Genomic DNA, 25,690 nt, shown 5'->3' with positions numbered 1-25,690 from the left:
TCGTGCATCGACCACAGGCTTTCGATGCGGCCGCTGGCGTCGAGGCGCGTGTGGATATGCTGGTGCAGGCGCTCGTCCTGGTAGGTGAGCAGGTCAGAGAGCACCTGCACGCCCTGATGGCTGTGCTCGTAATGCAGCGCGATACACGCGCCGCCGCGCTGGCGGATGGCCCAGAGGCGGAAGCGATCACCGACCTGCTCGTAACATTCTTCGAGCCGGTAGCCCCGGGCCAGTGACAGCGTGCGCTCGCCGGTGCGCACCAGGACGATGTCCTCGACCGGGTCATGGTGGAACTTGCCCACCTTGGGCAGCGGGTAGTCATGGCTGCGGCCATCGGCGGCCTGGTGGCGCAGGGTGTTTTCGATGCCTTGGAAGAATACGGTGAAGGGGGTGATCCAGCGCGCGCCCAGCGGGCCGTCGTCCAGGGCCGCCTGGCTGGAGCGGTAGTTGCGGCTCCAGGTCACGGGAAACGGCCCTGGCAGGGCGAAGTCGGTATGTACCAGTTGCTCGGAGCCGCGGGCGAAGCTGATCGAGTTGCAGGTGCCTGAACAGGCGCCGTTCTTGGCAGCACCTGGGTCCTGCCGCGCCGGGCGCTGCCTGCCGATGGCGCCCAGTTGCTGCTGGCGGGTGACGTGCCTGACCTGCTTGGTGCCGGTCGGCGGAATGTTGATCGAGAGGTGGGTGCGCTTGTGCTTGGCTGCCTGCGCCAGCATGGACAGCAGGTGGGCAATGCTGTGCGGGGTGTCTGCGTTGGCCAGCCTGCGCAGGTTCGGTGCCACCTCGGTCGCCAGTTTGCGTAGGCGGTGTGCGTAGGTCAGGCCTAGGTTTTGGGTGTGCGTGGGCAGCAGTTTGGACAGGCGATTGAGGCTGGCCACGGTGGCCACTTCCAGCGGCAGCGTCGCGTGTCTGACCAGGGTGTCGAGCAGGGACGCGTGCTCGTCCTGGATCACCGGGCTGGGCTGCAACTGACCGCTCAGAAAATCTTCGATGCCGCCTGCGAGCGCCAGGATGATCGCCGTGCCGCTCTGCGCGCAGTCTTCGAGCAGCCCGGGCAGGCGCGCCTGGGCCTGGGTGACGAAGTTCTCGAGCTCGCCAAGGATCGTGGCGTTCATGTGCCCGGCCAGCACGGTGACCAGGGCATTGCCAAGAGGCGCCCTGGGGTTGGCCTTGAGCTGCTGGCGGACCAAGTGCAGGGTGGGCCTCAAGCTCTTGCGGGCAAAGGCCAGGGCCGGCGGGACGGGAATGATGCCGATCAGGTTGATGGCCAGGCTGACCCAATCGAGCGGGTCGCTCTGCTCGCTTTCGGCCAGGGCGATGATGTCGCTGACGGCATCCACCGCCGCCATGATGTTGTTGGCGATGGGCACGTAGTCGGCGGCCTGCTTGAGCGTGGCCAGGGTCAGGTGGTTGTCGCTCAGTTGCCGCAACCAGAGGTCGACGTTGTTGGCGGCCTCGGTGATGTCTTCGAGGTCGATGTCGGTGATGGGGGCGATGGCGGTTTCGGCGGCGCGCGGGGCTGGGGATGTGGTCATGCTCGCGTGCTCCCAATGAGCGCGACGGCTGACAACGGGGATTGCTGATGGGCATGATTGGCTTCAGATTGCCTGAACAGGCTCTCCAGGCCGGCTCGACTGGCTGTCGAAAGGCCTGAGAGCAGTGTTGTCGCAAGTTGTTCTGCGGCCTCGATGGCAGGGTCGACGGCGTCGGGACTGGCGGCGGACTCGTCCGAGCGTTGAATTGCACTGGCGTGTGACCAGGTGTCGGTCGGGTCGGCGCCCAATGCCGCGCTTGCCGGCCCGGTGGCAAGCCCGGCCACACCGGCGAAGCCTTCACCGTTCAGTTTGCCGCTGAACATCTGACCCAATGCGTCTTCCACGCGGTAGTCAGCCGTCTCATAGGCATGCTGGCTGGCATAGTGCTGGAACAATTCAAGCTCGCCAGCGCTCGCCTGGATGTCCTCGGGAAACACCGCGCCCAGGCTCTTCGAGCCCTTGTAAATGAAATCCGTCGCGTGGGTGGTGTACTGGCCCGCCGTGGCGTGCTGAATGCCGGCTGCGTTGTAGGTGCTGCTGCTGCCGCCGCCCTGGATGATCAGTTCTTCCTTTGCACTCAGGGTGATGCGTTCGGCGGTTACGGTGACGTTGAGCTTGGCCAGCAGGTTGATGTTGTCCTTCAGGGCCTTGAGGTCGATGTCGCCTGACGCCGCCACCAGACGCCAGCCCATGCTCTGCACGAACTGCCGCACGCCGCGACTGGCGCTGATCAGCAGGCGCTTGCCAATGGCCAGGCTGGTGTGGCCGCCAGTGCTCAGGCCCAGGTGTTCGCCGCTGGCGATATGGGTCGATTGCGCTGTGCTGGTGGCGATCCCGGTCGGGCTGGCGAGCACCAATTGCGGGTCGGCCAGCTCGGGGAAACGATTGGCTTGAGGATTGCCGGCGTTGCCACGAATGGCGTCGTGCTGGAGCAGCAGAGCATCGCCCACTTCATCCTGATCGCCTAGGTCCTGGGCGAGGTGAGCGCGGGCTTCGCTGGCGAAGGTGGCATGATGCTCCTGCGCCACCTTCAGGCGTTCGGCGGTTTCGCCGAGGTCTGTGTGGTGTTCGCTGGCCCGGACGCGGGATTCGGTGGTGAGCAGCAACCCGCCACCTGCACGCAGCACGCCATGGCTGTCGGTGCGCAGCTCGAAACCTTGTCCCCGCGGCTTGCCGCCAGCGTGGCGCGGGTGGGTGAGATAGCCCAGGTGTATCGCCGAGTGATCGTGATCACTCATCAGCGCTGCGCTGATCTGCCCGGTTGTGTCGTCCAGGCGCAGTTCGTTGTGCCGTTTGCCGTGGTGCTCCTTGCTGCGGATCGGACTGAGTGCCTTGAAATCAGGCAGGCGATAGGGCGGGCGGTTGACGATGTGATAACTGCGCCCGGTGATCATCGGTTGATCGGGGTCGCCGTTAAGAAAACTCACCAGCACTTCCTGGCCGATGCGCGGAATGGCCATGTGGCCCCAGGTGGCCCCCGCCCAGGCCTGGGTGACGCGCACCCAGCACGAGCTTTTTTCATCGTCCTGGCCGCGTCTGTCCCAAGGGAACTGCACGCGCACGCGGCCGTGTTCGTCGCAGTAGATTTCCTCACCCGGTGGGCCGACCACCGTGGCCATCTGCGGACCTTCGATCACAGGCTTCGGGCGGGCAGGGGCGTGCCATTGGACATCGGCGGGTATCAGGGTGGCGGTGAGCGAGTAGGACGTACCGACTTGTGACTGCGCGGCATCTTCCTCCAGCGCAGTGAACTGGCGACCTCGATGGGTGACGCGCAACGGTCGCCAGGCGATGTTCATGTCCTCGCGGGGGTGGCCGATCAGTTCAAAGGCAATGCCGGGTTGCAGGCGGGCATCGTCGCCTGCGACCTCGGCCACGCGGGTATCGCCGAACAGGGCGTCGATTCTGGTTTGGGTGAAGGGTTTACCCGCGTGGTCATGCTTGTAGCGACCGGGGTAGTCGTAGCGTTCGTAGGCGGCGCGCTGATTGCCCATGTGCCGCGGCAACATGACGTGTTCATGGTTGTAGCGCGGATGGGTGAAGGTGTAATCGCGCTGCACCTGACGGCTGCTGCGCACCTGCTCGCGGTAGGTGAAATGCTGCAGGCAGGGTTGCTGCTGCAGGCCGCCTGGGTTGGCGACATAGCGCACCGGCTCGCCTTCGAGCGCGCCAAGCTGGTGGATGCGATCGGTCTGTATCAACCCATGACTGTCCTGGCTGTGCTGGAAAATCGACAGCAGGCCTTCCTCGGCGCACAGGCGCCAGAAAAAATCCAGGTCCAGGTCACCGGCCTGGACGCAGAACTCACGAGGCTGGTGCGGGTCGACCAGGTACTGGGTGAGGGTGCCCCAGCGGCGTTCGCCAGACAGTGCCTCGAGCAACTGCGGCACGGAGCGCAGTTGAAAGATGCGCCAGTCCGATTGCAGGGCGGCGCGAGCCAGTTGCGGTTCGATCACGGCGCGGTAGCGCGTGCGGCGATGGCCGGTCTTGCCCTGCTCGAAGCTGCTGATCAGGCCGTGGACATGGCGGACCGGGCGTTGCTGCTGCCAGAGGGTCAGCACGGCGGGCTGGTCGAGCAGGGCGGCGAAATCGGCCTGATCGGTGAAGCTGGCCAGCTCGATTTCCAGCCGGTACAGCTCGCTGACGCCCTCGGTCAGTTCGAACGACACGACATCGAAGGCGATGGCCTCATCGGCCGGGGTGCTGAAGGTGAAGCGCACTTCCTGCACGTTGCTCATGCGGTCTCCTGCGGGACAGTCCTTTGGGCAGCGCTCTGTCATCGAGCACTTGCAGGGCGCATCGAACAGGGCGCCAAGGACCATACCGGGGAACCACTTCCATGTAGTTCAGACGCGTTCCTAATAAGTTGTGGGAAGTTTCCTTAGTTGTATCGACTGCTCTTTAAGTCACACCGCGATCATTGATTCATGTCAGTGGCTCGCTATTGGAATCATTGCAACACCATCCTCTGCAAGTTAGTTACAACATGTTGCCTGTTAGGTTCAGCACTATTACGTAATCGTTTCAGAGGGCCGCCTTCAATCGGGGCGCCGGGTCACATCACAGCGTGCCGGCCACTGAGGGCGGGCCACTGCTGACAGGCGCTGGTGGCCGTGTTGACGATCTGCAACTGATGAAAAGAATGGCTGCTGGCATACAGCGCCATGAAGTGAGACAGCACATTGCCGAACAGCTGCAGCTCGCCTTCACACTCGAAACCCGCCGGATCGATGTGCAAGGTCGTGCGTTTGCCACGTACCGGCAGGCCGCGGATCAACCAGTCGCAGGGCTCGCTGTGTATCTGCGTGATGGCGTCCAGGCGCTGTTGGGTACGGCGTCGTTGTTGCACGTCGTGCTCCCCGACGAAGTCGTAGGCCTTGATGACTGCGGCAAGCGCGGCGGGGGATGAAAGCGACAGATCGTTGGGTGAGAGGTTGGAGATCAGTGCCCAATGATGCTTGCCGTCACCGCCACTTTGCAAAAGGGGTGGATAGCTGCGGGTCGGGATGGTCAGGTTGCGGTAGGTGACGAACGAAGGGGTGTCCTGGGTAACGCCGCCGACATCGCCTATGCCCAGTCGTTGCGGTCTATTGCCATTGCTGCAGGTCAGCTCGATGTTCAACTGCTCGTGCTGGTGCAGGCACGGTTCAAGGTTGTGCTGCACCAGCGCAACCTTGTGGATGACCTTGTCATTGACCGGTTCGTGCTCGATGTCGAGCCTGTAGTACAGCGAGGTTTGCGCTTCAGCCAGGGGAAATGCTCGGTCGATGGCTTCGAAGGGCTGGTAGATCTGCGCTGCGACGTTGGCTCTGCAGGGTTGGCTGCTGACCTGATCGAGGCTGAAGATTTCGTCTTCAGCGCAGTCCTGAGGCCTCATTCTTACAGGCTCCGGAGCGGCCTTCGCGCCAAGCGCGATGGGTTCGGCCGAGCGGCTGAACAGGTTGATCGCGGGGATGCAGTTGAGCAGAACCGTGCTTGGGTCGATCTGTACATCGTCCGGTAGCGGGGCGTCGAAGCAGAACTCGAGTTGCACCTGGGCAACGGCCTCATCAGGCCAGTAGCTGTCCAGGCCATCGATACGAAAGCCATGGAATCGTTCGGGGTAGCAGAAGAATTCCTCCAATGTCCGGTGACCATCGAGGTGCTCGTTGGGACCTGGGCACAGTGCCTCGTGAGGTTCGAATCCAACGAACGTCACCGCGCCAGGTAACGCAAAGCGACGTTGCCCGACATGCAGGTAGAGCTTGTGCAGATGCTGCGCCAGCCATTGGTAGATCGTCAGCGCATTACGACTACCGCCGCCCAGTTGAAAGCGCAACGAGGCGCAGCGCAGGCGCTGCAGTGGCTGATCCGACAGGGTGTTGAGGTCGATGCGCAGCCTGGGCGCCGTTGGGCTGGGCTGCAGGGTGATGGTGCGAACTTCCAGTGGCGCGACCGGTAGCGCTTCACAGGTGCGGAACTCGCAGCGCGTACCGTCGATGGGTCGTGAAAACACCGCAGTGCCCTTGGGCAGCAGTTGCGTTTCGCTGAGCGCGTGATCGACAGGGCGAAACTGTATCAGCGTCATGCTTGGCAGTGGACGCAGCGCGTTGGGGTAATGCAGTTGAAGCAGGGGATGAGTGAGTTCCGGCAGATCATCTTCGACCTTCATCACCAAACGCGTGGCGAGAAAGGCGAAGTGCTCCATCAAGTACTCGACATCAGGGTCGGAAGCCGAACTTCCAAGAAAAGGTGCCAGGCGCGGGTCGTCTTTTACGAAGTCATCGCCTAGTTGGCGCAGATAACCTTGCTCCTGCAGGAAACAGTCCTTGAACTTCATGAATGTGCGTGCCTGTTCAATAGCCAGGGCTGCCGATGTTAGTCGATGAAGTTGATAATAAGTTGTAGGGCGTTTCCGAAACCCGGAATTAGTAGGTCAAGCGTTTCAGGTCAAGGCGTGTTCATTGAAGTTGCGGGGCGTAGAGGTGACTCCGAGCGCACGCCTAATCACTGCCGCCGCCACCGTCCCCCCCACCGCCATCGCCCCCGCCATCGTAGCTGGCGCCGTCGCCACAAAAATCACCGCCAGTATGGCGGCCCGCACAGGGATCATCATGACGACTGTAGGTCAGGGTATCCCCCAGGGTCGGGGGCACCACCGGCAGTGTGCCGTGACCAGACGAAGCAGAGGGCGCACTACTGACAGCAGGCTGGGCAGGCGTAGTCGCCGGGCTGCGGCTGAGCAGGCCTCTGAACCAGCTCCACAGCCCCGTCATCGCTGCCCACCATCAAGTTCGCTGTTGCGGTACTCACGCATCAAGGTCGTCACCTGCGCTTGCTCGGAAGCGCCCACCCTAGACAAGCCATGCGGTCGATGCAAGTCGGCAGGGTGTTGAGCACCCGTAGTCCGCAACGGGCTGAGCGAACTTTTGCCAGGGGCTTGGAACCGCTTGCGCTGACCACAGGTCTGCTAGTGGCGTCGAGCCATCAATAGATGAAACAAAATGCTACAGAAAATTCAGGAGCCGCCGATGACTCCTTCAGGTGCCAGGGACGCGGCCATTTTTTCTTCAGAGGTCCACCGTTCCATGTTCACCTTCCTCGCCCCACGCCGCGACCGCCGCGCGCTGCATCAACTCATTCAGGCGGTGGTCAACCATCGCCCGCCGCAGGTCAGTGGCTGCGCCGAAGCCGAGGCGGTCAACGACGCCTGGCTCAGGTTGCAGGGCACCGAGCAGGCGCACGCCCGGCGCCTCGAGTACCTGCAACAGCAGATCAGCGATACCAGCGCGGAGCTGGCCGATGCCAGCGCTGCCGCACGCCTGCACGAAGTGCGTTTCGATCTGGTCAACCGCGCATCCAGTGAAGGCCTGTGGGACATGGAGGTGGTTGCCGGTGATCCGGTCAATCCGCACAACGTCTTCTGGTGGTCGCAACAGCTTCGCCAGTTGTTGGGCTTTCAAGGCGAGCACGATTTTCCCAATGTGCTCGCGAGCTGGGCCGACCGCCTGCACCCGCAGGACAAACAAGCCACATTGGATGCCTTCGCCCGGCATTTGAACGACCGCTCCGGGATGACCCCGTACCGGGTGAAAAACCGTCTGGCGATGAAGGATGGCAGCTACCGCTGGTTCTACGCCCAGGGCGAAACCCTGCGTGACAGCAAGGGCACGCCGATCCGCGTGGCAGGTTCGTTGCGCGACATTCACGATGAGCTTGAGCGCGACCGCGAGCATGAGGTGATCATCACCCGCTTCGAACTGGCCCGCGAGATGCTTTCCGATGGTCTGTGGGACATGGAAGTGATCGCCGGCGATCCGGTCAACCCGCGCAACCCGTTCTGGTGGTCGCCGCAGTTCCGCCGTCTGCTGGGCTTCGAGACCATCGAGGAGTTTCCCGATGTGCTGGACAGCTGGGCCTCGCGTCTGCACCCGGAAGACAAGGAGCGCAGCCTGGCCGCTTTCGGCGCGCACTTGAGCGACCGCAGCGGCAAGACGCCTTTCGACATCGAGTACCGACTCAAGCACCGCAACGGCACCTATCGCTGGTTCCGGGCCCGCGGGCAGACCCGCCGCAGTCACGATGGCCTGCCGCTGCGGGTGGTCGGGGCGCTGGTGGACATCAACCTGGAGCACGAGCAACAAGCACTGCGCGACACCCAGGCCGATTACCAGAAAAACCTCGAGGCCAACATCGCCAAGCTGTCGAGCATCGTGGCGACGATTCAGAGCATCGCCAGCCAGACCAACCTGCTGGCGCTCAATGCCGCCATCGAGGCGGCGCGGGCAGGTGAGGCCGGGCGTGGTTTTGCCGTGGTGGCAGATGAGGTCCGCAAGCTGGCAACGCGCACCACCGAGGCCACCGAGCAGGCGGCGAGCATGATCGCGCGTTAATCGTCGCGATCAGTTGGCTCAAGGTTGGGCGAGTCTGCCGATGGGGCTGGCTCGCTCAGCGACACGGCGATTTTCGCCGCGTCCTCGTCGCTGTCGAGGAAATGTTCAGTGCCGCGCTGGTCGGTGACGCGAAAGACCTGCGTGACCCCGTCGCCGCGGCGCTCGGGGGGTATGTCCTGGCCTTCGAGTTTCTTCACCGTAACTGCCATGTCGTCTCTCCCCATTCGCTGACGAGGCCGGAAAAGCCGGCCTGCACCCGCTATGACCACAACGCAGCGCACAACGCTCGCTGGAATGACCAATGGTGGCGCGTGGTGGAATCGATCGGGCCTGCACTAGAGCCTCGCCCGAGCCCGGATGTGTCGCAGATGGATGCTCTGTGGTGTCGTTCCGGGTGACGTGCTGGTCGGCGCATTGTGCCAAGATGGAGCCGCTTGACCTACCCATCATCGGCACGCTGCCGGCAAAGGAGACGACATGTTCGCACGCATCATCGTAGGTATTCTGATCGGCCTGGCCGCCGGTTACCTGGTCAACGGCAAGGTTTCGGTCAGCGCCAAGACCCTGCAGATTCTGCAGATCTTCGCTGGCATCGTGGCCGTCGCATTCATTGCTTCATCGTTCATGTTCAGTGTGGGTTACGGCGTGCTGGCGGTGCTGGAAGTCGCTGGTGGCTACTTCCTCTACACCAGCGTCATCCAGCCGAAGCTGGGCAAGCGCTGAGCACAGCGCCAATCGTTGTGAACGCCCGGCGCCGCGCATTGCCCAATGCCATGACACCATGCAGAGGGCAGTGCCATGAGCGAACAGCAGCAACCCCCGAAACAACCTGACGTTCCCGCCCACTCCACCGAAGAGGAGCACGAGCGACTCAGGGACAAGAACAAGGACGGCATTCCGCCTGGCGCGGAATGAGTCATGCGGCGGGCCTTGAGCCCGCCGTTTTTTTTATTCGACAGTGACTTGGTCGGGCTGATGGTTGGTGATTTTCAGGCCCGTGGCCTGGATGCTCGCCTGCACCGCTTCGCGGCGGGTCATTTCACCTTTGACCGGATTGGGCTTGATCGAGCCGGTGGCCGCGGTGTTGGTCTGCACGAAGCAGCCGCTGCCGTGGGCGATCTCCTGCGCCGCCTCGTCGAAGCGGCTGAACGCCATGTCGAAGCTGGCCACTTCATCGCATTTGCCATTGAGATCCGGGACGTTGGGCACAGGCGTGCTGCTGCTGCAACCGGCCAGGACGAAGAGGGCGGCAAGGGCGAAATAGCGTTTCATGGTGGAAAATTCCTTGAATGACGAAAGCACGGTGAACGGCGCAGAAGCCTTGATGGTCCGAGACGATAGTGCGCACGAGGCGACAGCTTGTCCGCTCCACGACCGTTCGTCCAGTCTGGGGCACCGAGCGGTCAGCGCAGGTGCCGAAATTTCATATGCAGATGGCCTGCATGCAACCGTGGAGATCGATCATGACTGGCGACAACAACGGCCCCGCTAAAGACACTCCGGACACTGGCGAAGGCCATGGCTCGGGGCTCGAACAGACCCCTTCAGAGCCTAAGCAGGCTCCTGGGGATACGCCTGCGGGCAAGCGCCCCGAGGACTGGAACCCGCCGCCGGGCAATCCCGGTTCTGACCAGGACTCCCAAGTGCCAAGGGACAACGGCACCGCCCGCACCGAATGATCGGTCAGGGCTAGCGGCGCCGGTGATACGGCTTGAGTGTGCTCACTCGGCGCTTGATGGTGCCGCGCCTTCGGCGTCGAGCCGGGCGCGGTCGGCCTTGCTGATGTAGCGGGGCTTGCTGCTGCGCGGGGCCAGTTTGGCGCTGGCCTTCTTGGCGTTGGCCTTGAGCAGCTGATTGATCTTCTTGCGGCGGTTCATGGTCGGTTCTCGTACGGACGAGGGCGCAGCATAGCAGCAAGCGCAAGCGGCAAGCGTGAATCACGCTTGCCGCTTGCGGCTGGTCCTAGAAATCGACTGAAGCCGAAAGTTGCACGGTGCGTCCCTCACCCAGAGCCAGGCTCGCCAGCAACGGCGTGCCCCAGTAAGCCTTGTTGGTGACGTTGTTCACCGTGCCGCGCAGGGTCACCGGGCGGCCAGCGATGTCCAGGGCGTAGCGGGCGCCGAGGTCGTAGATGGTGTGGCCGGGGATGGACTGGGTGTTGTCGCTGCTCAAGTACTGCTTCGACATCGAGGTGGCGTTGGCGGTCAGGGTCAGACGGTCGATCCATGGGGTATCCCATTCGGCGCCGAGTTTGCCTTGCAGCTTGGGAATGCCAGTGGCGTACTTGCTCTTTTCCTGTTCATCGTCGGTCTCCACCAGCTTGGGCGACACATAGGCCACGCCGCCCATCAGCCTGACGTCATCCAGCGGCGCGCCGAAGAAGGTCCACTCCACCCCGCGGTTACGCTGCTTGCCGCCGAACGAATAGACCCGCGTGACCGGGTCGCTGTAGGCGCTGGGGCGCTCGATCTGGTACAGGGCCAGGGTATGGCTGAAAGTACCCAGGTCGACCTTGGCCCCCACTTCCTTCTGTTTTGACTTGTACGGCGGGAAGATCTCGTCGCTGTTGGGCGCGTCGAACGGCGCCTTGCCGCCCTTGCTCAAGCCTTCGATGTAGTTGGCGTACAGCGACACCTCATCGGTGAGCTTGAACAGCACGGCGGCGGCAGGGGTGTTGGCGCTCTCGTCATAGCGCGACAGACGCGCGCCGTCGTCCGTGTCGAAACTGTCGGTGCGCACCTCCTGGCGGCGCACGCCGAGGGTCAGTTGCAGGCGCTCATCGAAGAGCCCCAGGGTGTCTGCGACGCCATAGCTGGTCAGGCGGTTCTCCACATGCTGCACGGCCGGCCATTGTTCAGGCGCCTCTGGCCCCCAGACCGGGTGATGGATGTTGGTGATCCAGTCGAAACCTGGCACTTCGCGCCGACCATAGTCCTTTTGCTTGTCGGCGTAGCGTGTGGCATTCACCGACCACTGATGGCTGATGCCCCAGGTATTGAAGTGGCCGCGCAGGCCGACATCGGCACTGTGCTTGTGCAGGTCCATCTTCAACTGGCCCATGCGGGTGAGGAAATCACCCTGCTCGTTGATCACGTTGGCCAGCAGGGTGCCGTTGTAGGCGTAGTGGGTTTCGCTGGCGCCGAACGCGGCATAGGCGGTGACCTGGTCGCTGAGGTCGTACTCGCCGCGCAGGATGCCGCCTTTGTCCTTGCTCTCGACATAGCCCCAGTCGGGGTTGAGCAGGGTGCCGGGTTTTGGCGGTTTCGGCACGGCCACCCCCGGTGCCAGGCTGACGCCACGGTTCTGCCCGCGAATGAAATCGTCGGCCTGATAGAGGTCGAGCGACAGCCGCGCCTGCTCGCCGCGCCAGTCCAACGCCAGGGCGTTGAGTTCGGCCTTGACCCGCTGATGGTCGGTACGCGTGTCGCCGTCGCGGTAGACGCTGTTGAAGCGCACGCCGAACTGCTGCTCGCTGCCAAAGCGTCGCCCCACATCGAGGTGGCCGCCGAACTGCGCGTCGGACTGATAGGTGCCGGTCAGCCGGGTCAGCGGCTCGGCACCTGCGCGCTTGGGCACCAAGTTGATGACCCCGCCCACCGAGCCGGTCGGCGGCATGCCGTTGAGCAGGGCCGAGGGGCCTTTGATCACCTCGATGCGCTCGTACATCTCAGGCGAGGTGCGGTAGTACGGCGCCACGCCGAACAGCCCGCCGATCGACACGTCGTTGATATTCGATGCAAAGCCCCGGATCGAGTAGTTCTCGCTGTAGGTGCCGGTAATACCGTTGCTGAACACCGCCGGGTCGGTGGCGGCGATCACCTCGGTGATGTCGCGGGCCTGGCGGTCGGCGATGTAGGTGTCGGTGTAGTTGACTGTGCTGAACGGGGTCTCCATGAAGTCCTTGTTGCCGAGCAGGCCGACCCTGCCGCCGTAGGCCACATGGCCGCCGGCATAGGCGGGCGGCAGGGCATTGGGCACTGGCGCCTGGGCGTCGATCTGGGTGGCATCCAGTTCGGTTGGCGCGGGCTTGGCGGCGGCAGACTCGCTAGCAGCGGACGTGTCGTGTGGGTCGGCGGCAACCACTGGCAATGCGGTGGCAGACAAGCTCAGACCGAGCAGTACGGCGTGGGCCAACGGGGTGCGCGGCAGGTGGCAGAGGGGTATGGCGCGCAGGGGTGATGAGCGGTTGAACACGTGCGTGTCTCCGATGAAGTCAGTGGGCAATGGTTATTGGCAATGCAAGACGAGGTCGAAGGGCGAATGAGAATCAGCCCTGAGCGAACCCGTCAGCGTCCCTGCTGTTGGGCGGGCTTCAGTCCTGATAGCCCTCGATCACATCGTCGACGATGCGCGACAGCGCCGTCGGGCTGGCCGCGGTGACGTACCAGGCCTGCGGGTCGACGAAACGCACCCGACCCTGGCGCCAGGCGTTGGTCTGGCGCAGCAGCGGATTGCTCAAGGTCTCGGCGTTCAGGCGCGGGCGACCCTCCATCACCGCGGTGCGGTCGACCACATAGAGGATGTCCGGATTGGCCTGCTGGATGAACTCGCTGGAGATCGGCTGGCCGTGCAGGCCGGTGTCCAGCTCATCGCTGGCCGGCTGCACGCCCAGTTCGCTGAAGACGAAGCCATAGCGCGACTTGACGCCGAAGGTGGTGAACGCGCCGTTGTTGTGCAGCACCACCAGCGCCCGCTCGGGGCGCCCGGCGGTCACCGCGCGGGCACGGGCGAGGTCGGCGTCGAAGGCGGCGATCTTCTCGGCGGCCAGGACTTGTTTATCGTAGATCTCTCCCAGGGTGGTCAGGTGCTGGCGGATCACCTCGGTGTAGCCGCTGTGGCTGTCGCGGTAGTCGATGTCGTACTGCACGGTGGGCGCGATTTCGCTGAGTGCTTGGTAGTGGTTGGCCTGCAGCGAGGTGATCAGGATCAGGTCGGGCCGCGCCGCGTGCACCTGCTCGAGGTTGGGTTGCACGATGGCCCCGGCGTCGAGGGTATCGGCGGCGTCGCGATAGCGTGCCAGATAATCAGGGACGAAATCCTTGGGCATGGCGGCGATCGGCACCTGCAACTGGTCGAGAAAATCCACCTCGTTCATGTCCAGCGCCACCGTGCGCAGCACCGGTCGCGGCACCTCGGTGCGGCCCAGGCCGTGCTCGACGCTGAGCGGGGCCCGCGCCTGGGCGGGCGGGGCGGCGGTGTGTGACGATGGCTCGCCGTCGAAACAGCCGGACAGGCTGAGGACGGCGCTGAGCAACGTGAGTGACCAGGGGCGCATGGCATGGATCGGCTTCATGACAAGTCTCGGGGTGGGTTGAAGTAGTTGCACAGCGGCCCGCGCGCGCTGTAGCTGATGGCGAAGTCGAGCTCGTACAACGCGCGCAGGCGCGTTTCGGTGACCACCTCGGCGACGCTGCCGGCGCAGTGCACGCGCCCGGCCTTGAGGGCGACGATGTGGTCGGAATAGCTGGCAGCGAAGTTGATGTCGTGGACCACCAGCAGCACGGTGCAGCCGCGCTCGTCGCACAGCCTGCGCAGGGCGCGCATGATCTGCACGGCATGGCGCATGTCGAGGTTGTTGAGCGGCTCATCGAGCAGCAGGTAGTCGGTTTCCTGGGCGATGGTCATGCCCAGCAGGGCCATTTGCCGCTGTCCGCCGCTGAGCTCGTCGACGTAGCGCTGGCGCAGCGAATCGAGGCCGAGAAAGGCGATGGCCTGATCCACCGCGCGGTGGTCGTCGGCGTGCAGGCGGCCGCCGCAGTAGGGGAAGCGGCCGAACTCGACCAGCTCTTCGACGCGCAGGCGCAGGTTAAGCTCGGTGGCCTGGCGCAAGGTCGCCACCCGCCGTGCATAGGCATTGCTGGCAATGCGCTGGATCGGCTGGCCGGCCAGGCGCACCTCACCGGCACTGGCCTCCAGCAGCCGGCCGATCATCAGCAGCAAGGTGCTCTTGCCGGCGCCGTTGGGGCCGATCAGCGAGGTCAGGCGGCGCTCGGGAAAGCTCAGGCTGATGCCGTCGAGCACCGTGCGCTGGCCGTAGTGTTTGTGCAGGTCGTGGACGCTGATCATCGGTGGCTCCGCTGGCGGGTCAGCAAGACCAGGAAGTAGCCGCCGCAGAGCAGATTGATCAGCAGGCCGACTGTGGTCTTGTAATTGAACAGGTGCTCCACCAGCAGTTGCGCGATGAGGAACACGACAATGGCGAGGGCGCTGCCCAGCGCCAGGGTGAGGCGATGGCGGTAACTGGTCGCCAGGCGATAGGCGAGGTTGGCGACCAGTACGCCCATGAATGCAGTCGGCCCGAGCAGGCTTGTGGAAATCGCCACCAGCGCGGCGATCAGCGCCAGTTGCTGGCGCAGCACGCGCGGATAGTCGACGCCCAGTGACCTGGCCTGGTCGCGGCCCAGGGCCAGCACATCGAGGGTGTTCAGCTGATTGCGGTTGAGCAGCGCCAGGGCGCCGACCAGCAGCGCCGAGACCAGCAACTGCGCACCTTGCACGCGGTTGAACGACGTCTGGCTGACGCCTTGCAGCAGGGAAAACTCGCCGGGGCTGATCTTCAGTTGCACGAACTGGGTCAGCGAGCCGAGCAGCAGGGTCAGCACCAGACCCACCAGCAACAGGAAGTACAGGTTGTGCTGACCCTCGCGCAGCAGCCAGCGGTGCAGCACCCACGAGTAGCCGAACATCACGCTGGCGGCCAGCAGCACATTGCCCTGGGCGCCCAGCAGCACCACACCGGCGCTGCCCAGCAGCAGCACCAGCAGCGCCTGCAGCAACAGGTAGAGGGCCTCATAGCCCATCACCGCTGGGGTCAGCAGACGGTTGCCGGTGAGGGTCTGGAAGGTGATCGCCGACCACGCCACGCACACCCCGCCCACCAGCATGGCGCCCAGGCGCAGCAGGCGCCGGGGAATCACATAGGTCATGTCGAAGTCGGCGCCAAACAGCACGAAGGCGCCGCTCAGCAGCACCACCAGCGCCCACGGCGCATGGCGCGCCATCAACGTCGCTGCCATAGCAGCAGGCCGAGAAACAGCGCGCCGCCGACGATGCCTGCGGTGAGGCCGATCGGCACCTCGAAGGGGTAGATAAGCAGCCGGCCGAGGATGTCGCAGACGAGCAGCAGCACGGCCCCGCCCAGCGCGACCCAAGGCAGGCTGCGGCGCAGGTTGTCGCCGTGGCGCAGGGCGATCAGGTTGGGGATCACCAGGCCGACGAAGGGAATCGCGCCGACGCTGATGACTGTGGCCGAGACCGTCACTGCCACCAGCACAAGGCCCAGCGCCACGCTGGCCGGGTAGTTCAGGCCCAGGCTGGTGGCGATGCCTTCACCCATGCCGACCACGGTAAAACGCTGCGCGAACAGGTAGCTGAGCAGCAGCGCCGGCACGCTCAGGTAGAGCACCTCATAGCTGCCCTGGACCACCTTGGAGAAATCGCCGAGCAACCAGCCCTGCATGCTTTGCAGCAGGTTGTGGCGGTAGGCGTAGCCTTCTGCCACGGCGCTGAGCACGCCGCCGTACATCAGGCCGATCACCGGCACCAGCACCGTCTGCTGCGCGGGCAGCCGACGCACCAGGGCCAGAAACAGCAGGCTGCTGACCAGACACACGCTCAGCGCGATGAACATGCGCACGCCGACGCCCGCATCCGGCAGGCTGATCAGCGCCAGCAGAATGCCCAGCTTGGCCGCATCCAGCCCGCCGGTGGTGGCCGGCTCGACGAATCGGTTGCGCACGATGTGCTGCAGGATCAGCCCGCACACCGCAAGCCCTGCGCCAGTCACCAGCAGTGCCAGCAGGCGCGGCAGGCGGCTGGCGGTGAGGGTCAGCCAGGCCTCGGGCGAGCCCTGCCACAGCCCGCTCCAGGGCAGCGCGCGGGCACCGATCAGCAGCGACAGCACACACAGCACGCCGAGCGCCACGGCCCAGTTCAGGTGGCTGCGGATCATGGCGTCGCTGACTCAGGCGCAGCAGCGCTCACCCGCCAGCGTTTGGCCGCCACGCGCTGCGCGAGGAACTCGGCGTAGCGTCCGCCCTGATGGCGCAAGCGCTGCGCCGGGCCGGCTTCCACCACCTGGCCTGCTTCCAGCACCACGACCTGATCAGCCAGGGCCACAGTGGACAACTGATGGGCGATCACCAGCACCGTGCAGCGTCCGCGCAGGCGTGCCAAGGTGCGGCCGATCAAGGCCTGGTTTTCCCCGTCGAGCGCTGCGCAGGCTTCGTCGAGCAACAGAATCGGCGCCTGCTTGAGCAGTGCCCGGGCAATGCTGATGCGCTGCCGTTCGCCACCCGAAAGCCGCGCGCCGCCTTCCCCGACCTGGGTGTCGAGGCCGTCGGGCAAGCGCGCGATGATCTCCTCGACCCCGGCCCGCTGCACGGCATCGAGCAATTCGGTGGCGCTGGCATCGGGGCGGCCGATGAGGATGTTGTCGGCGATGCTGCCCTGCTGCAGCCAGGTATCTTGAAACACCTGGCTGATTTGCGCTGCCAGCGCCTCGCTGGACATCGCCCGCACATCCACGCCACCGATACACACGCTGCCCTCGCTGGCGTCGAAGAAACGCGCGATCAGCCGCATCAGTGAGGTCTTGCCGGCACCTGAGGCGCCAATCAGTGCGGTCATGCTGCCTGGCGGCAAGGTGAGGTCGACACCGCGCAGCACCTCGGCTTGATCATCGGCGTAACGCAGGTGCACGCCGCTGAAGCTGACGCCAGCATGGGCTGGCGACTGCGGCTGGCGCGGCTCGGGCAAGGGCCGCGCGGCGAGCACTTCGGCGGCGGCCTGCAGCGGACCGTCGGCGCTTCGCAGCAGCTCGACCTGGTTGATCACATCCAGCAGCGGATCGACGTAGCGGCTGGTCAGCACCAGGGCCAGCAGCAACAGCAGCGCCTGATCGGCAGGCAAGCCAGGGTCGATTTGCCAGGCGGCGGCCAGCAACAGTGCGGCGAACAGCCCCTGGACCACCCAGCCATTGAGCACCACCGCAAGGGTCGAGCGCAGAATCAGCCGCCTGGCACTGCGTTGCTGCGCGGCCAGTGCCTGCTCGAGCTGGGCGGTGGCGCTGCCCTGGGCGTTGAACGCGCGCAACACCGGCTGCACCTGGGCAAATTCCAGCAGGCGCTGGCTGACCTCGGCAAAGTGCGCGGTGTAGGCCTGCTCGCTGCGCCGCGCCAGACGCGCACTGAGCAGCAGGCTGGCCAGCAGCAGCGGCACACCGCCCAGCGCCACCAGCCCCAGCGGCCACGACAGCACGCTCAGCAGCAGTACCACCGGCAGCACGGCCAGTGCGCCACTGATCAGCGGCGTCAGTACATGCGCCGGCAGTTGCGCCAGGGCCATCATGCCCGGCCCGATCAACTGCCCCAGACGCGCCGTGTGGGCGGCGCTGAACCAGCCCAGCGGCAGGCTCGGGACGTGCTCGCCCAGGCGTTGACGACCACCGTGCAGCAAGGCGAAGGCCACCGCCACACCAGTTCTTTCCAGCACAAGACGCCCGCGCCAGCCGAGCAGCATGGCGCAGGCCAGGGCCAGCAGCCATAGGCTGGCCGTGCCCAGCTCGCCACGCAGCAGGCAACGCAGGATCGGCACCAGCAGGCACAGGGTCAAGCCGCTGAGCAGACCGTACAGCACGCTGCACAGCAGGTAGTGGCGCAGTTTCGAGGTGTGCTCGCCGAGCAGGCTACGCAAGGTGGTCAGCATGGTGCAGGGGCCTGTGCCGGTGGCTGTTCGCAATCGTGTTCAAGTGCGCTGGCGTAATCGCCGAGCGCCCACAGCCGGGCATAGCGGCCCTTGGCGGCGAGCAGCTCGGCGTGGCTGCCGCGTTCGCAGATCACTCCGCGCTCGAGCAGCAGAATCTGTTCGGCATGCATCACCGTATCCAGGCGATGGGCAATCACCAGCACGCTGCGGCCTTCGGCGAAGCGCGCCAGCGCCTTCTGCAAGGCCACCTCGCCCTCGGCATCCACGGCTGCGGTGGGCTCGTCGAGCACCAGCAGCGGCGGGTCGATCAGCACGGCGCGGGCGATGCTCAGGCGCTGTCGCTCGCCGCCCGAAAGCACCGCGTCATCGTCGATCACCGCGTCATAGCCGCGTGGCAATTGCAGGATGCGCTGGTGAATGTTCGCCACCTGCGCCGCGGCTTCGATGTCGGCCTGGCTGGCGTCGGGACGGCCGAGGGCGATGTTGTCGCGGATGCTGGCGCGCAGCAGGCGGACGTCCTGCAGAACGAAACCGATGTGGCCATACAGGGTGGCGCTGTCGATGTGCCGCAAGTCGACGCCGCCAAGGGTGATGCGGCCCTGACTGGGGTCGTGAAAGCGCAGCAGCAGGCGCGCCAGGGTCGACTTGCCCGAGCCGGACGGGCCGACCACCGCAGTGGTGGTGCCGGGGGTGAGGGTGAAGTCGATGCCGCTCAAGATCGGCTGTTGCACGTCATAGGCAAAGCCCAGGCCTTCGACGCGCAGCTCGTTGTCGCGTGGATACTGTGCGCGCACAGGTTGCGCCAGCACCGGCGTGTGCAACAGTTCCAGCACGCGCTGGGCTGCGGCTACCGCGTTGTGCAGATCGTGGGTGATGGCGTGCAGCAGTAACAAGGGGGCGCACAGCCCGGGGGTGACCAGCACGAACGGCAGTACCTGCAGCGGCGTCATCCAGCCCAGGGCGACCATCAGCACCGCGCCGATCAGCACCACACCGAGCACGGTTGCCGGCGCGATCAGCGCATTGGCCTTGGCCATCGCCACTACCAGAGGCCGGGTGAACTGGTCGAAGGCGTGCGCAAAGCCACTGACGGCGCGCTGGTAGCGCGGGTCGTGGCGATTGCCGAAGGCCTTGAGCACCGGCATGCCGTTGACGAATTCGACCACCGCGTTGTCCAGCTCGCCCATGCGTTCGCCCAGTGCGCCCATGTGCTGCGCGCTGGCGCTCATGGCCCGGCGCAGAAACAGCACAAAACCTGGGAAGGGCAGCAATGCCAGTAGCGCCAGGCGCCAGTCCATCAGCAGCAGGTAGCCGACCGCCGCGACCACGGCGCCCAGCACGCGCCCCAAGGTGGTGAAAAAATGCGCGACCAGGCTGTGCAGGGTGCCGATGTCATCCTGCAAAGCGCGCTTGACCGCGCTGGAGCTGCGCCCACCGAACCAGCCCAGCGGCACCTGCATCAGGTGCCGGGCCAGGGCCAGGCGCAGTTGCCCGGTGATGCGGTTGTCGGCCAGATGCGCCAGCAGTTCGGCCAGCACGCTGAACACGCCGCCGGCGAACAGGCAGGCGACACTGACGCCGATGATTGCGCCGCTGCTCCAGGGGCTGGCCTGCTCACTCAGCAGGTTGGCGCCAAGCTCTGCGACACCTGCCAGCGGCACCAGGCTCAGCACTGCACCCAGCGCCGCCAGCAGGGCGGCGACGATCAGTTGCCCGCGGATCGGCGCGAGCAGGGTGGAGAGGGGCCGGGAAGGGTGATCGGGGGCGTGGGCGTGGGTCATGGCGGCGGCTTCGAACGACCTCGGATTAATTAGTTGCATGACTATAAACTAATTTGCGAAATCCATACAAGACAGCTACAAGTCCACCTTCAACCGTGTCAGGAGTGCTTCATGGAATCGCCGCAACGCAGCGCAGGACGCGGGCGTCCCCGCACCATCACCCGCGAGCGCATCGCCGACGTCAGCGTTGAAATCGGCCTGGCCAACGTCACCGTGGTGGGCGTGGCTGCCGCGTTGGGGGTGAGCCACATGGCGCTGTACAAGCATGTCGCCAGCCTCGAGGCGCTCAAGACCCTGGCCGCCGAGGAAATCTTCCAGCGCTGGCAGATCCCCAAGGCCGGCGCATGTGGCGATGGCGAAGGCTTGCAGGCCTACCTCAGCGCGTTCGCAGGCTCGGTCGCCGCCTTCGTCAAGGCCCACCCCGGGGTGACGCCTTACGTCATCCGCCGTCTGGCCGCCACGGCGCCGATGATCGACAAGATCATCGCCCACCAGCAGCACATCGCCGAGGCCTACGGCCTGAGCCTGGAGCGCGCCCGCTGGGTGCTGGCCACGGTGGCCTTCCACGCCTTCGCCGCTGCCGACACGGTGTACTCGGTCGCCGCCTGCGAGCCCTTGCCAGGGGTCGACAGCCCGGAGCAACTGGCCGAGATGGAGGCCGAACTCGACCAGGGCTTGCAGGCGCTGGTCGTCGGTGTGCTCACCGTGGTTGACCACGACCAGGTCAACACGCAGCGTCGCGGGCCACTGCATGAGCCTGTTTGATGGCCTGTTCGGCGGCCGCTTCCAGCCGCCAGCGCCCGATGAGCCGCTGATCAGCGATGCCCAGGCGCAGTGTGGGCTGGCCACCGAGGCGCAGATCGGCCTGAGCCTCAGGTCTTTCTAAGCACGCCAGCGCGTGCGCCGCGCCCGATGAGCGGCGCACGTATCTACCCGCGTCGTGGGCTGTCGTGAATGCCTGCCACGGCGTCGCGGGCAGGACACGCCAGGACGGTATGGGAACGCGCAGCGGGTTGCCTGGGGCCGGATAATGCCGCCGCCTGTACCGCGGCCGATCAGGCCCGGGCAGGCAACCGAGTGAACGCCAGAACAACAACAAACCTGCCCATACCCACACGGGGGCCACTCCATGGCAACACCTGCCCAGTCCGAGCCGTTGGCGCTCGGCGTCACCGATCCGTCGAAAACCGAAGAAGCCCGTCAGGATCGTCATCTTGAAGGCACCCTCGACTGGGTCGTCTTCGGCATCACCAGCGTGTGCGCGGTCGCGTTCATCGCCTGGGGCTTCATCAACCAGGCCAGCCTCGCCGCCAGCGCGTCCAGCGCGCAGTCGTGGGTGATCGTCAACTTCGGCTGGTTCTTCGTGCTGACCTCGTCGATCTTCGTGGTCTTCGTGCTGTGGCTGGCGGCCAGCCGCTATGGGCGCATCCCGCTCGGCCGCGATGGCGAAGCGCCGGAATTTCGCACGGTGTCGTGGGTGGCGATGATGTTCAGCGCCGGCATGGGCATCGGCCTGATGTTCTTCGGCGTCGCCGAGCCGCTGTCGCACTACGTCAGCCCGCCACCGGGCAGCGCTGCGCCGCAGACCAGCGAAGCCATGCAGGTGGCAATGGCCACCACCTTGTTCCACTGGACCCTGCACCCCTGGGCGATGTACGCCATCGTCGGCCTGGTGATCGCCTACGGCACCTTCCGCCGTGGCCGTTCGCAACTGATTTCCACCGCCTTCCGGCCACTGATCGGCCGACACGCCAATGGCCCGCTGGGGCGCCTGATCGACATGATGGCGATTTTCGCCACGCTGTTCGGCTCGGCCGCCTCGCTGGGCTTGGGCGCGCTGCAGATCGCCGGTGGCCTTGAGTACAACGGCTGGATCGAACAGCCGAGCAAGCTGTTCTACATCGGCATCATCACCTTGCTGACCATCGCCTTCATCGCCTCGGCGGTCTCGGGCATCGGCAAAGGCATTCAATGGCTGTCCAACACCAATATGGTGCTTGCTCTGGCTCTGGCGCTGTTCGTCTTTTTGGTCGGGCCGACCTTGCTCATGCTCAACCTGCTGCCGACCTCGCTCGGCGTCTACCTCAAGCACCTGCCGGACATGATGGCCCGCACCAGTGCCAGCGGCGGCGAGCCGATGGACAACTGGCTGGCCGGCTGGACCGTGTTCTACTGGGCCTGGTGGATTTCCTGGACACCCTTCGTCGGCATGTTCATCGCCCGTATCAGCCGCGGCCGCAGCATTCGCCAGTTCGTCAGTGGCGTGCTGCTGGTGCCGAGCCTGGTCAGCCTGGTGTGGTTCACCATCTTCGGCGGCGCCAGCATCGACGCCTTGCAGCAGGGCGCCTTCACCCTGGTCGACGGCGCGGTGAACAGCAACCACGCCCTGTACCAGTTGCTCGACAGCTACCCGTGGGCTTCGGCCACCTCGGTGCTGGTGATGATTCTGGTGGGGATCTTCTTCGTCTCCGGCGCCGATGCCGCGTCGCTGGTGATGGGCACGCTGTCCGAGCACGGCACCACCGAACCGTCGCGGGCCACGGTGATCTTCTGGGGTGCACTGACCGGCACGGTGGCGGCGATCATGCTGGCCATCGGTGACCCGAGCAATCCTGGCGAGGCGCTGACCGGCCTGCAGAACCTGACCATCGTCGTCTCGCTGCCGTTCGTCATCGTCATGGTGCTGCTGTGCCTGGCGCTGTACCGCGACCTGCGCAAGGACCCGATGATGCTGCGCCACGTACGCGCCGGCGAGCTGATCGAAAAAGCCGTGCTGTATGGTGCGGTCAAGCATGGCGAGGAGTTCTACATCGTCGTGCAGGAGACAAAGCCCGCCAAGGCCGAGCGTGACGCCCAGCCGCACGAGGCCGAGGTGACGGGGCGCTGACCCAGGCCCGCCTTCACCCAGTCCGCGGCGCCAGGCCACAGCGCCGCGGACAAGACTTCCACGGGAAAAATCCGGATAATCGCCGCCACTCACGTTATGACGGTACCCGGTAAGCGCCCATGGAAATCAAAGTCAATTTTCTCGACAACCTGCGCCTTGAGGCCAAGTTCGACGACTTCACAGTGATCGCCGACCAGCCGATCCGCTACAAGGGCGACGGCTCGGCTCCCGGTCCGTTCGATTACTTCCTGGCCTCTTCGGCGCTGTGCGCGGCGTACTTCGTCAAGCTCTACTGCCAGACCCGCAACATTCCCACCGACAACATCCGTCTGTCGCAAAACAACATCGTCGACCCGGAAAACCGTTACCAGCAGGTGTTCAAGATCCAGGTCGAGCTGCCCGCCGACATCTCCGACAAAGACCGCCAGGGCATCCTGCGTTCGATCGACCGCTGCACCGTGAAGAAGGTGGTGCAGACCGGCCCCGAGTTCATCATCGAAGAGGTGGAAAACCTCGATGCCAGCGCCCAGGCGCTGCTGATGCCCGGTGCCCAGGGCGACAGCCGCACGCTGATCGCCGGCAAGGACCTGCCGCTGGAGCAGACCATCGCCAACATGTCGGCGATTCTCGAAGGTCTGGGCATGAAGATCGAGATCGCTTCGTGGCGCAACATCGTGCCCAACGTCTGGTCGCTGCACCTGCGCGATGCCCAGTCGCCGATGTGCTTCACCAACGGCAAGGGCGCCACCAAGGAAGCCGCGCTGGCCTCGGCGCTGGGCGAGTTCATCGAGCGACTGAACTGCAACTTCTTCTACAACGACCAGTTCTGGGGTGAAGAACTGGCCAACGCGCCGTTCGTGCATTACCCCGACGAGCGTTGGTTCCAGGCCGGTGCCGACGACAGCCTGCCCGAGGAGATCCTCGATGAGCACTGCCGCGCCATTTTCGATCCCGAGCACGAACTGCGTGCCTCGAACCTGATCGACACCAACTCCGGCAACGAAGCCCGCGGCGTGTGCTCGCTGCCGTTCGTGCGCCAGTCCGACGGCGAGGTGGTGTATTTCCCCTCCAACCTGATCGAAAACCTTTACCTGAGTAACGGCATGAGCGCCGGCAACACCTTGGCCGAGGCTCAGGTGCAGTGCCTGTCGGAGATCTTCGAGCGGGCGGTGAAGAAGCAGATTCTCGAAGAAGAACTGTGCCTGCCCGACGTGCCGGCCAGCGTGCTGGCCAAGTACCCGAGCATTCAGGCCGGTATCGAGGCGCTGGAAGCTCAGGGCTTCCCGGTGCTGGTCAAGGACGCCTCGCTCGGTGGGCAGTTCCCGGTCATGTGCGTGACCTTGATGAACCCGCGTACCGGCGGTGTATTCGCCTCCTTCGGCGCGCACCCAAGCCTTGAGGTGGCGCTGGAACGCAGCCTCACCGAACTGCTCCAGGGCCGCAGCTTCGAGGGCCTCAACGACCTGCCGGCGCCGACCTTCGACAGCCATGCGCTGACCGAGCCGAACAACTTCGTCGAGCACTTCATCGATTCCAGCGGCGTGGTGTCGTGGCGCTTCTTCGGTGCCAGGCCAGACCACGACTTCGTCGAGTGGGATTTCTCTGCCTCCGGCGAGCAGGCTACCGCCGCAGAGGCCGCCACCTTGCTGGCGATTCTCGAAGACCTCGGCCATGAGGTGTACATGGCGGTGTACACCCATCTGGGCGCCACCGCCTGCCGCATCCTGGTGCCGGGCTATTCGGAGATCTACCCGGTCGACGACCTGATCTGGGACAACACCAACAAGGCGCTGTACTTCCGCGAAGACATCCTCAACCTGCACCGCCTCGACAACCGCGCGCTCAAGGCGCTGCTGTCGCGCCTGGACAATAGCGAGCTGGACGAATACACCGAGATCAAGACGCTGATCGGTATCGAATTCGACGACAACACCGCCTGGGGCCAGCTCACCGTGATGGAGCTCAAGCTGCTGATCTGCGTGGCGCTCAAGCAGTGGGACGCGGCCAAGGAGTGGGTGGAGATGTTCCTGCAATACAACGACAACACCGTCGAACGTGGGCTGTTCTACCAGGCGCTGAACGTGGTGCTGGAAATCCAGCTGGACAGTGACCTGCACCTTGAGGACTACCAGGCCAACCTGCAACGCATGTTCGGTGAGGCGCGCATGCAGGCCGTGCTCGGTTCGATGGACGGCACGGTACGTTTCTACGGCTTGACCCCGACCAGCCTCAAACTCGAAGGCCTCGACCGCCACCTGCGCCTGCTCGACAGCTACAAGAAACTCCACGCCGCCCGTGCGCGCATGGCCCCGGCGCAGGGCTGAGACACAGGCCATGCGCGCCATCGAGCTGGTCTTGCGCTGTCACGCCGGCACCGAGGCGCAGCGTCTGGGCTACTTCGACCGGGTCGATGAGCCGCTGTGCCAGCCGCCGGCGATCGACCCAGCGCTGGCGGGCTGGCGCTGTTTACTGGCCCCGGAGTTGCGCGTGCGGCAGACCGCTGAAGGCCTGGGGCTCAGTGGCGAGGTAGTCGACGCTTTGCGCGATTGTGATCTCGGCGCATGGCAAGGCCTGTCGCTCAAGGCCTTGCAACGCGATGCTGGCGCTGCTTTGCAGCACTGGCTCGACGACCCGCTCGCCGCCCCCCACGGCGGCGAGTCGCTGCATCAGTTGCAACTGCGCGTTGGCCACTGGCTGGAGCATGGCCTCGGCCCCGGCCGCTGGCTGGCAATCACCCATCCCCACGTGATGCGCGCCGCCGCGCGGCACGTGCTCGACCTGTCGTTCCCTGCAAGCCAACGGCTCGATATCCGGCCGCTTGGAGCGCTGCATTTGAGTTGGTATGGGCGGTGGCGGGTGAGGGTGGTTGGGTAGGGGCGGGGTTGCGGGCCACTCCGGTCGTCACCCAGATCG

Annotated in this window: 20 protein-coding genes and 2 pseudogenes; 9 read left to right on the top strand and 13 right to left on the bottom strand. The window is 65.0% G+C overall.

The window, feature by feature from the left end:
- The 3 genes from H618_RS0106595 to tssF form a co-directional block, all read right to left on the bottom strand.
- On the bottom strand, positions 1-1,532 hold a 1,532-nt coding region (locus tag H618_RS0106595; protein WP_028694320.1), incomplete at its 3' end, for a DUF6531 domain-containing protein.
- Positions 1,529-4,270 (bottom strand): type VI secretion system Vgr family protein, encoded by a 2,742-nt coding sequence (locus H618_RS21370; RefSeq protein ID WP_050577230.1) that lies wholly within the window; start codon positions 4,268-4,270, stop codon positions 1,529-1,531. The genes H618_RS0106595 and H618_RS21370, both read right to left, overlap by 4 nt.
- Positions 4,271-4,587: 317 nt before the next feature.
- Complete coding sequence (tssF, locus tag H618_RS0106585) at positions 4,588-6,351, bottom strand: type VI secretion system baseplate subunit TssF (protein WP_028694319.1); 1,764 nt, start codon at positions 6,349-6,351, stop codon at positions 4,588-4,590.
- Between the two features lie 664 nt (positions 6,352-7,015).
- On the opposite strand from tssF, the pseudogene H618_RS23265 reads away from it, so the two are divergent.
- Together H618_RS23265 and H618_RS23430 are read left to right on the top strand one after the other, a co-directional pair.
- A pseudogene (locus H618_RS23265) lies at positions 7,016-8,110 on the top strand (PAS domain-containing protein); the annotation flags it as partial.
- Positions 8,111-8,398, top strand: a pseudogene (locus H618_RS23430) (methyl-accepting chemotaxis protein); the annotation flags it as partial.
- 2 nt (positions 8,399-8,400) lie between these two features.
- On the opposite strand, the gene H618_RS21365 reads toward H618_RS23430, so the two are convergent.
- On the bottom strand, positions 8,401-8,613 hold the full coding sequence (locus H618_RS21365) for a hypothetical protein (protein ID WP_154660623.1): 213 nt from the start codon (positions 8,611-8,613) through the stop codon (positions 8,401-8,403).
- 268 nt (positions 8,614-8,881) lie between these two features.
- Between H618_RS21365 and H618_RS0106565 the strand changes: the two genes are divergently transcribed.
- Positions 8,882-9,127 carry a hypothetical protein gene (locus tag H618_RS0106565; RefSeq protein WP_028694317.1) on the top strand — a complete coding sequence of 82 codons (246 nt, stop codon included), beginning with the start codon at positions 8,882-8,884 and terminating at the stop codon, positions 9,125-9,127.
- Between the two features lie 225 nt (positions 9,128-9,352).
- Here H618_RS0106565 and H618_RS0106560 read toward each other — a convergent pair whose 3' ends face one another.
- Positions 9,353-9,676: a hypothetical protein gene (locus H618_RS0106560; protein WP_028694316.1), complete on the bottom strand. Its 324-nt coding sequence runs from the start codon at positions 9,674-9,676 to the stop codon at positions 9,353-9,355.
- Positions 9,677-9,846: 170 nt separating this feature from the next.
- Here H618_RS0106560 and H618_RS22330 point away from each other — a divergent pair, with 170 nt between their 5' ends.
- Positions 9,847-10,083: a hypothetical protein gene (locus tag H618_RS22330; protein ID WP_154660622.1), complete on the top strand. Its 237-nt coding sequence runs from the start codon at positions 9,847-9,849 to the stop codon at positions 10,081-10,083.
- Positions 10,084-10,125: 42 nt separating this feature from the next.
- Here H618_RS22330 and H618_RS22325 read toward each other — a convergent pair whose 3' ends face one another.
- The 8 genes from H618_RS22325 to H618_RS21360 form a co-directional block, all read right to left on the bottom strand.
- Positions 10,126-10,281 carry a DUF2986 domain-containing protein gene (locus tag H618_RS22325; protein ID WP_081673721.1) on the bottom strand — a complete coding sequence of 52 codons (156 nt, stop codon included), beginning with the start codon at positions 10,279-10,281 and terminating at the stop codon, positions 10,126-10,128.
- A gap of 85 nt (positions 10,282-10,366) precedes the next feature.
- The gene (locus H618_RS0106550; protein WP_245586757.1) at positions 10,367-12,598 is read right to left on the bottom strand and encodes a TonB-dependent receptor; all 2,232 of its coding nucleotides are present in this window, start codon (positions 12,596-12,598) and stop codon (positions 10,367-10,369) included.
- A 118-nt stretch (positions 12,599-12,716) separates the two neighbouring features.
- A complete protein-coding gene (locus tag H618_RS0106545) occupies positions 12,717-13,697 on the bottom strand; it encodes a siderophore ABC transporter substrate-binding protein (RefSeq protein WP_028694314.1) in 981 nt (326 codons plus the stop codon).
- Entirely contained in the window at positions 13,694-14,470 is a 777-nt protein-coding gene (locus H618_RS0106540) for an iron ABC transporter ATP-binding protein (protein ID WP_028694313.1), read from the bottom strand. The genes H618_RS0106545 and H618_RS0106540 overlap by 4 nt, the downstream gene beginning before the upstream one ends.
- Positions 14,467-15,420, bottom strand: coding sequence for an iron chelate uptake ABC transporter family permease subunit (locus tag H618_RS0106535; protein WP_245586756.1), 954 nt, complete (start codon positions 15,418-15,420; stop codon positions 14,467-14,469). Before H618_RS0106535 ends, H618_RS0106540 begins: the two co-directional genes overlap by 4 nt.
- Positions 15,405-16,355, bottom strand: a complete 951-nt coding sequence (locus H618_RS0106530; RefSeq protein WP_050577229.1) for an ABC transporter permease — start codon at positions 16,353-16,355, stop codon at positions 15,405-15,407. The genes H618_RS0106535 and H618_RS0106530 overlap by 16 nt, the downstream gene beginning before the upstream one ends.
- Positions 16,352-18,109 carry an ABC transporter ATP-binding protein gene (locus H618_RS0106525; protein ID WP_028694310.1) on the bottom strand — a complete coding sequence of 586 codons (1,758 nt, stop codon included), beginning with the start codon at positions 18,107-18,109 and terminating at the stop codon, positions 16,352-16,354. Before H618_RS0106525 ends, H618_RS0106530 begins: the two co-directional genes overlap by 4 nt.
- Positions 18,103-19,890, bottom strand: a complete 1,788-nt coding sequence (locus H618_RS21360) for an ABC transporter ATP-binding protein (RefSeq protein ID WP_033727520.1) — start codon at positions 19,888-19,890, stop codon at positions 18,103-18,105. The genes H618_RS0106525 and H618_RS21360 overlap by 7 nt, the downstream gene beginning before the upstream one ends.
- A gap of 111 nt (positions 19,891-20,001) precedes the next feature.
- Here H618_RS21360 and H618_RS0106515 point away from each other — a divergent pair, with 111 nt between their 5' ends.
- From H618_RS0106515 to H618_RS0106495, 5 genes are all read left to right on the top strand, one after another.
- Positions 20,002-20,655: a TetR/AcrR family transcriptional regulator gene (locus H618_RS0106515; RefSeq protein WP_028694309.1), complete on the top strand. Its 654-nt coding sequence runs from the start codon at positions 20,002-20,004 to the stop codon at positions 20,653-20,655.
- Positions 20,642-20,776: a hypothetical protein gene (locus tag H618_RS23260; protein ID WP_281169465.1), complete on the top strand. Its 135-nt coding sequence runs from the start codon at positions 20,642-20,644 to the stop codon at positions 20,774-20,776. Before H618_RS0106515 ends, H618_RS23260 begins: the two co-directional genes overlap by 14 nt.
- A gap of 243 nt (positions 20,777-21,019) precedes the next feature.
- Complete coding sequence (locus H618_RS0106505; protein ID WP_028694308.1) at positions 21,020-22,777, top strand: BCCT family transporter; 1,758 nt, start codon at positions 21,020-21,022, stop codon at positions 22,775-22,777.
- A 119-nt stretch (positions 22,778-22,896) separates the two neighbouring features.
- A complete protein-coding gene (locus tag H618_RS0106500; protein WP_028694307.1) occupies positions 22,897-25,101 on the top strand; it encodes an OsmC domain/YcaO domain-containing protein in 2,205 nt (734 codons plus the stop codon).
- Positions 25,102-25,111: 10 nt separating this feature from the next.
- Positions 25,112-25,651, top strand: a complete 540-nt coding sequence (locus tag H618_RS0106495) for a histidine phosphatase family protein (protein ID WP_028694306.1) — start codon at positions 25,112-25,114, stop codon at positions 25,649-25,651.
- Positions 25,652-25,690: the final 39 nt, after the last annotated feature.

The sequence above is a fragment of the Pseudomonas cremoricolorata DSM 17059 = NBRC 16634 genome, from assembly GCF_000425745.1.
Lineage (GTDB): Bacteria > Pseudomonadota > Gammaproteobacteria > Pseudomonadales > Pseudomonadaceae > Aquipseudomonas > Aquipseudomonas cremoricolorata.
This window is presented reverse-complemented; position numbering and strand designations above follow the sequence as displayed.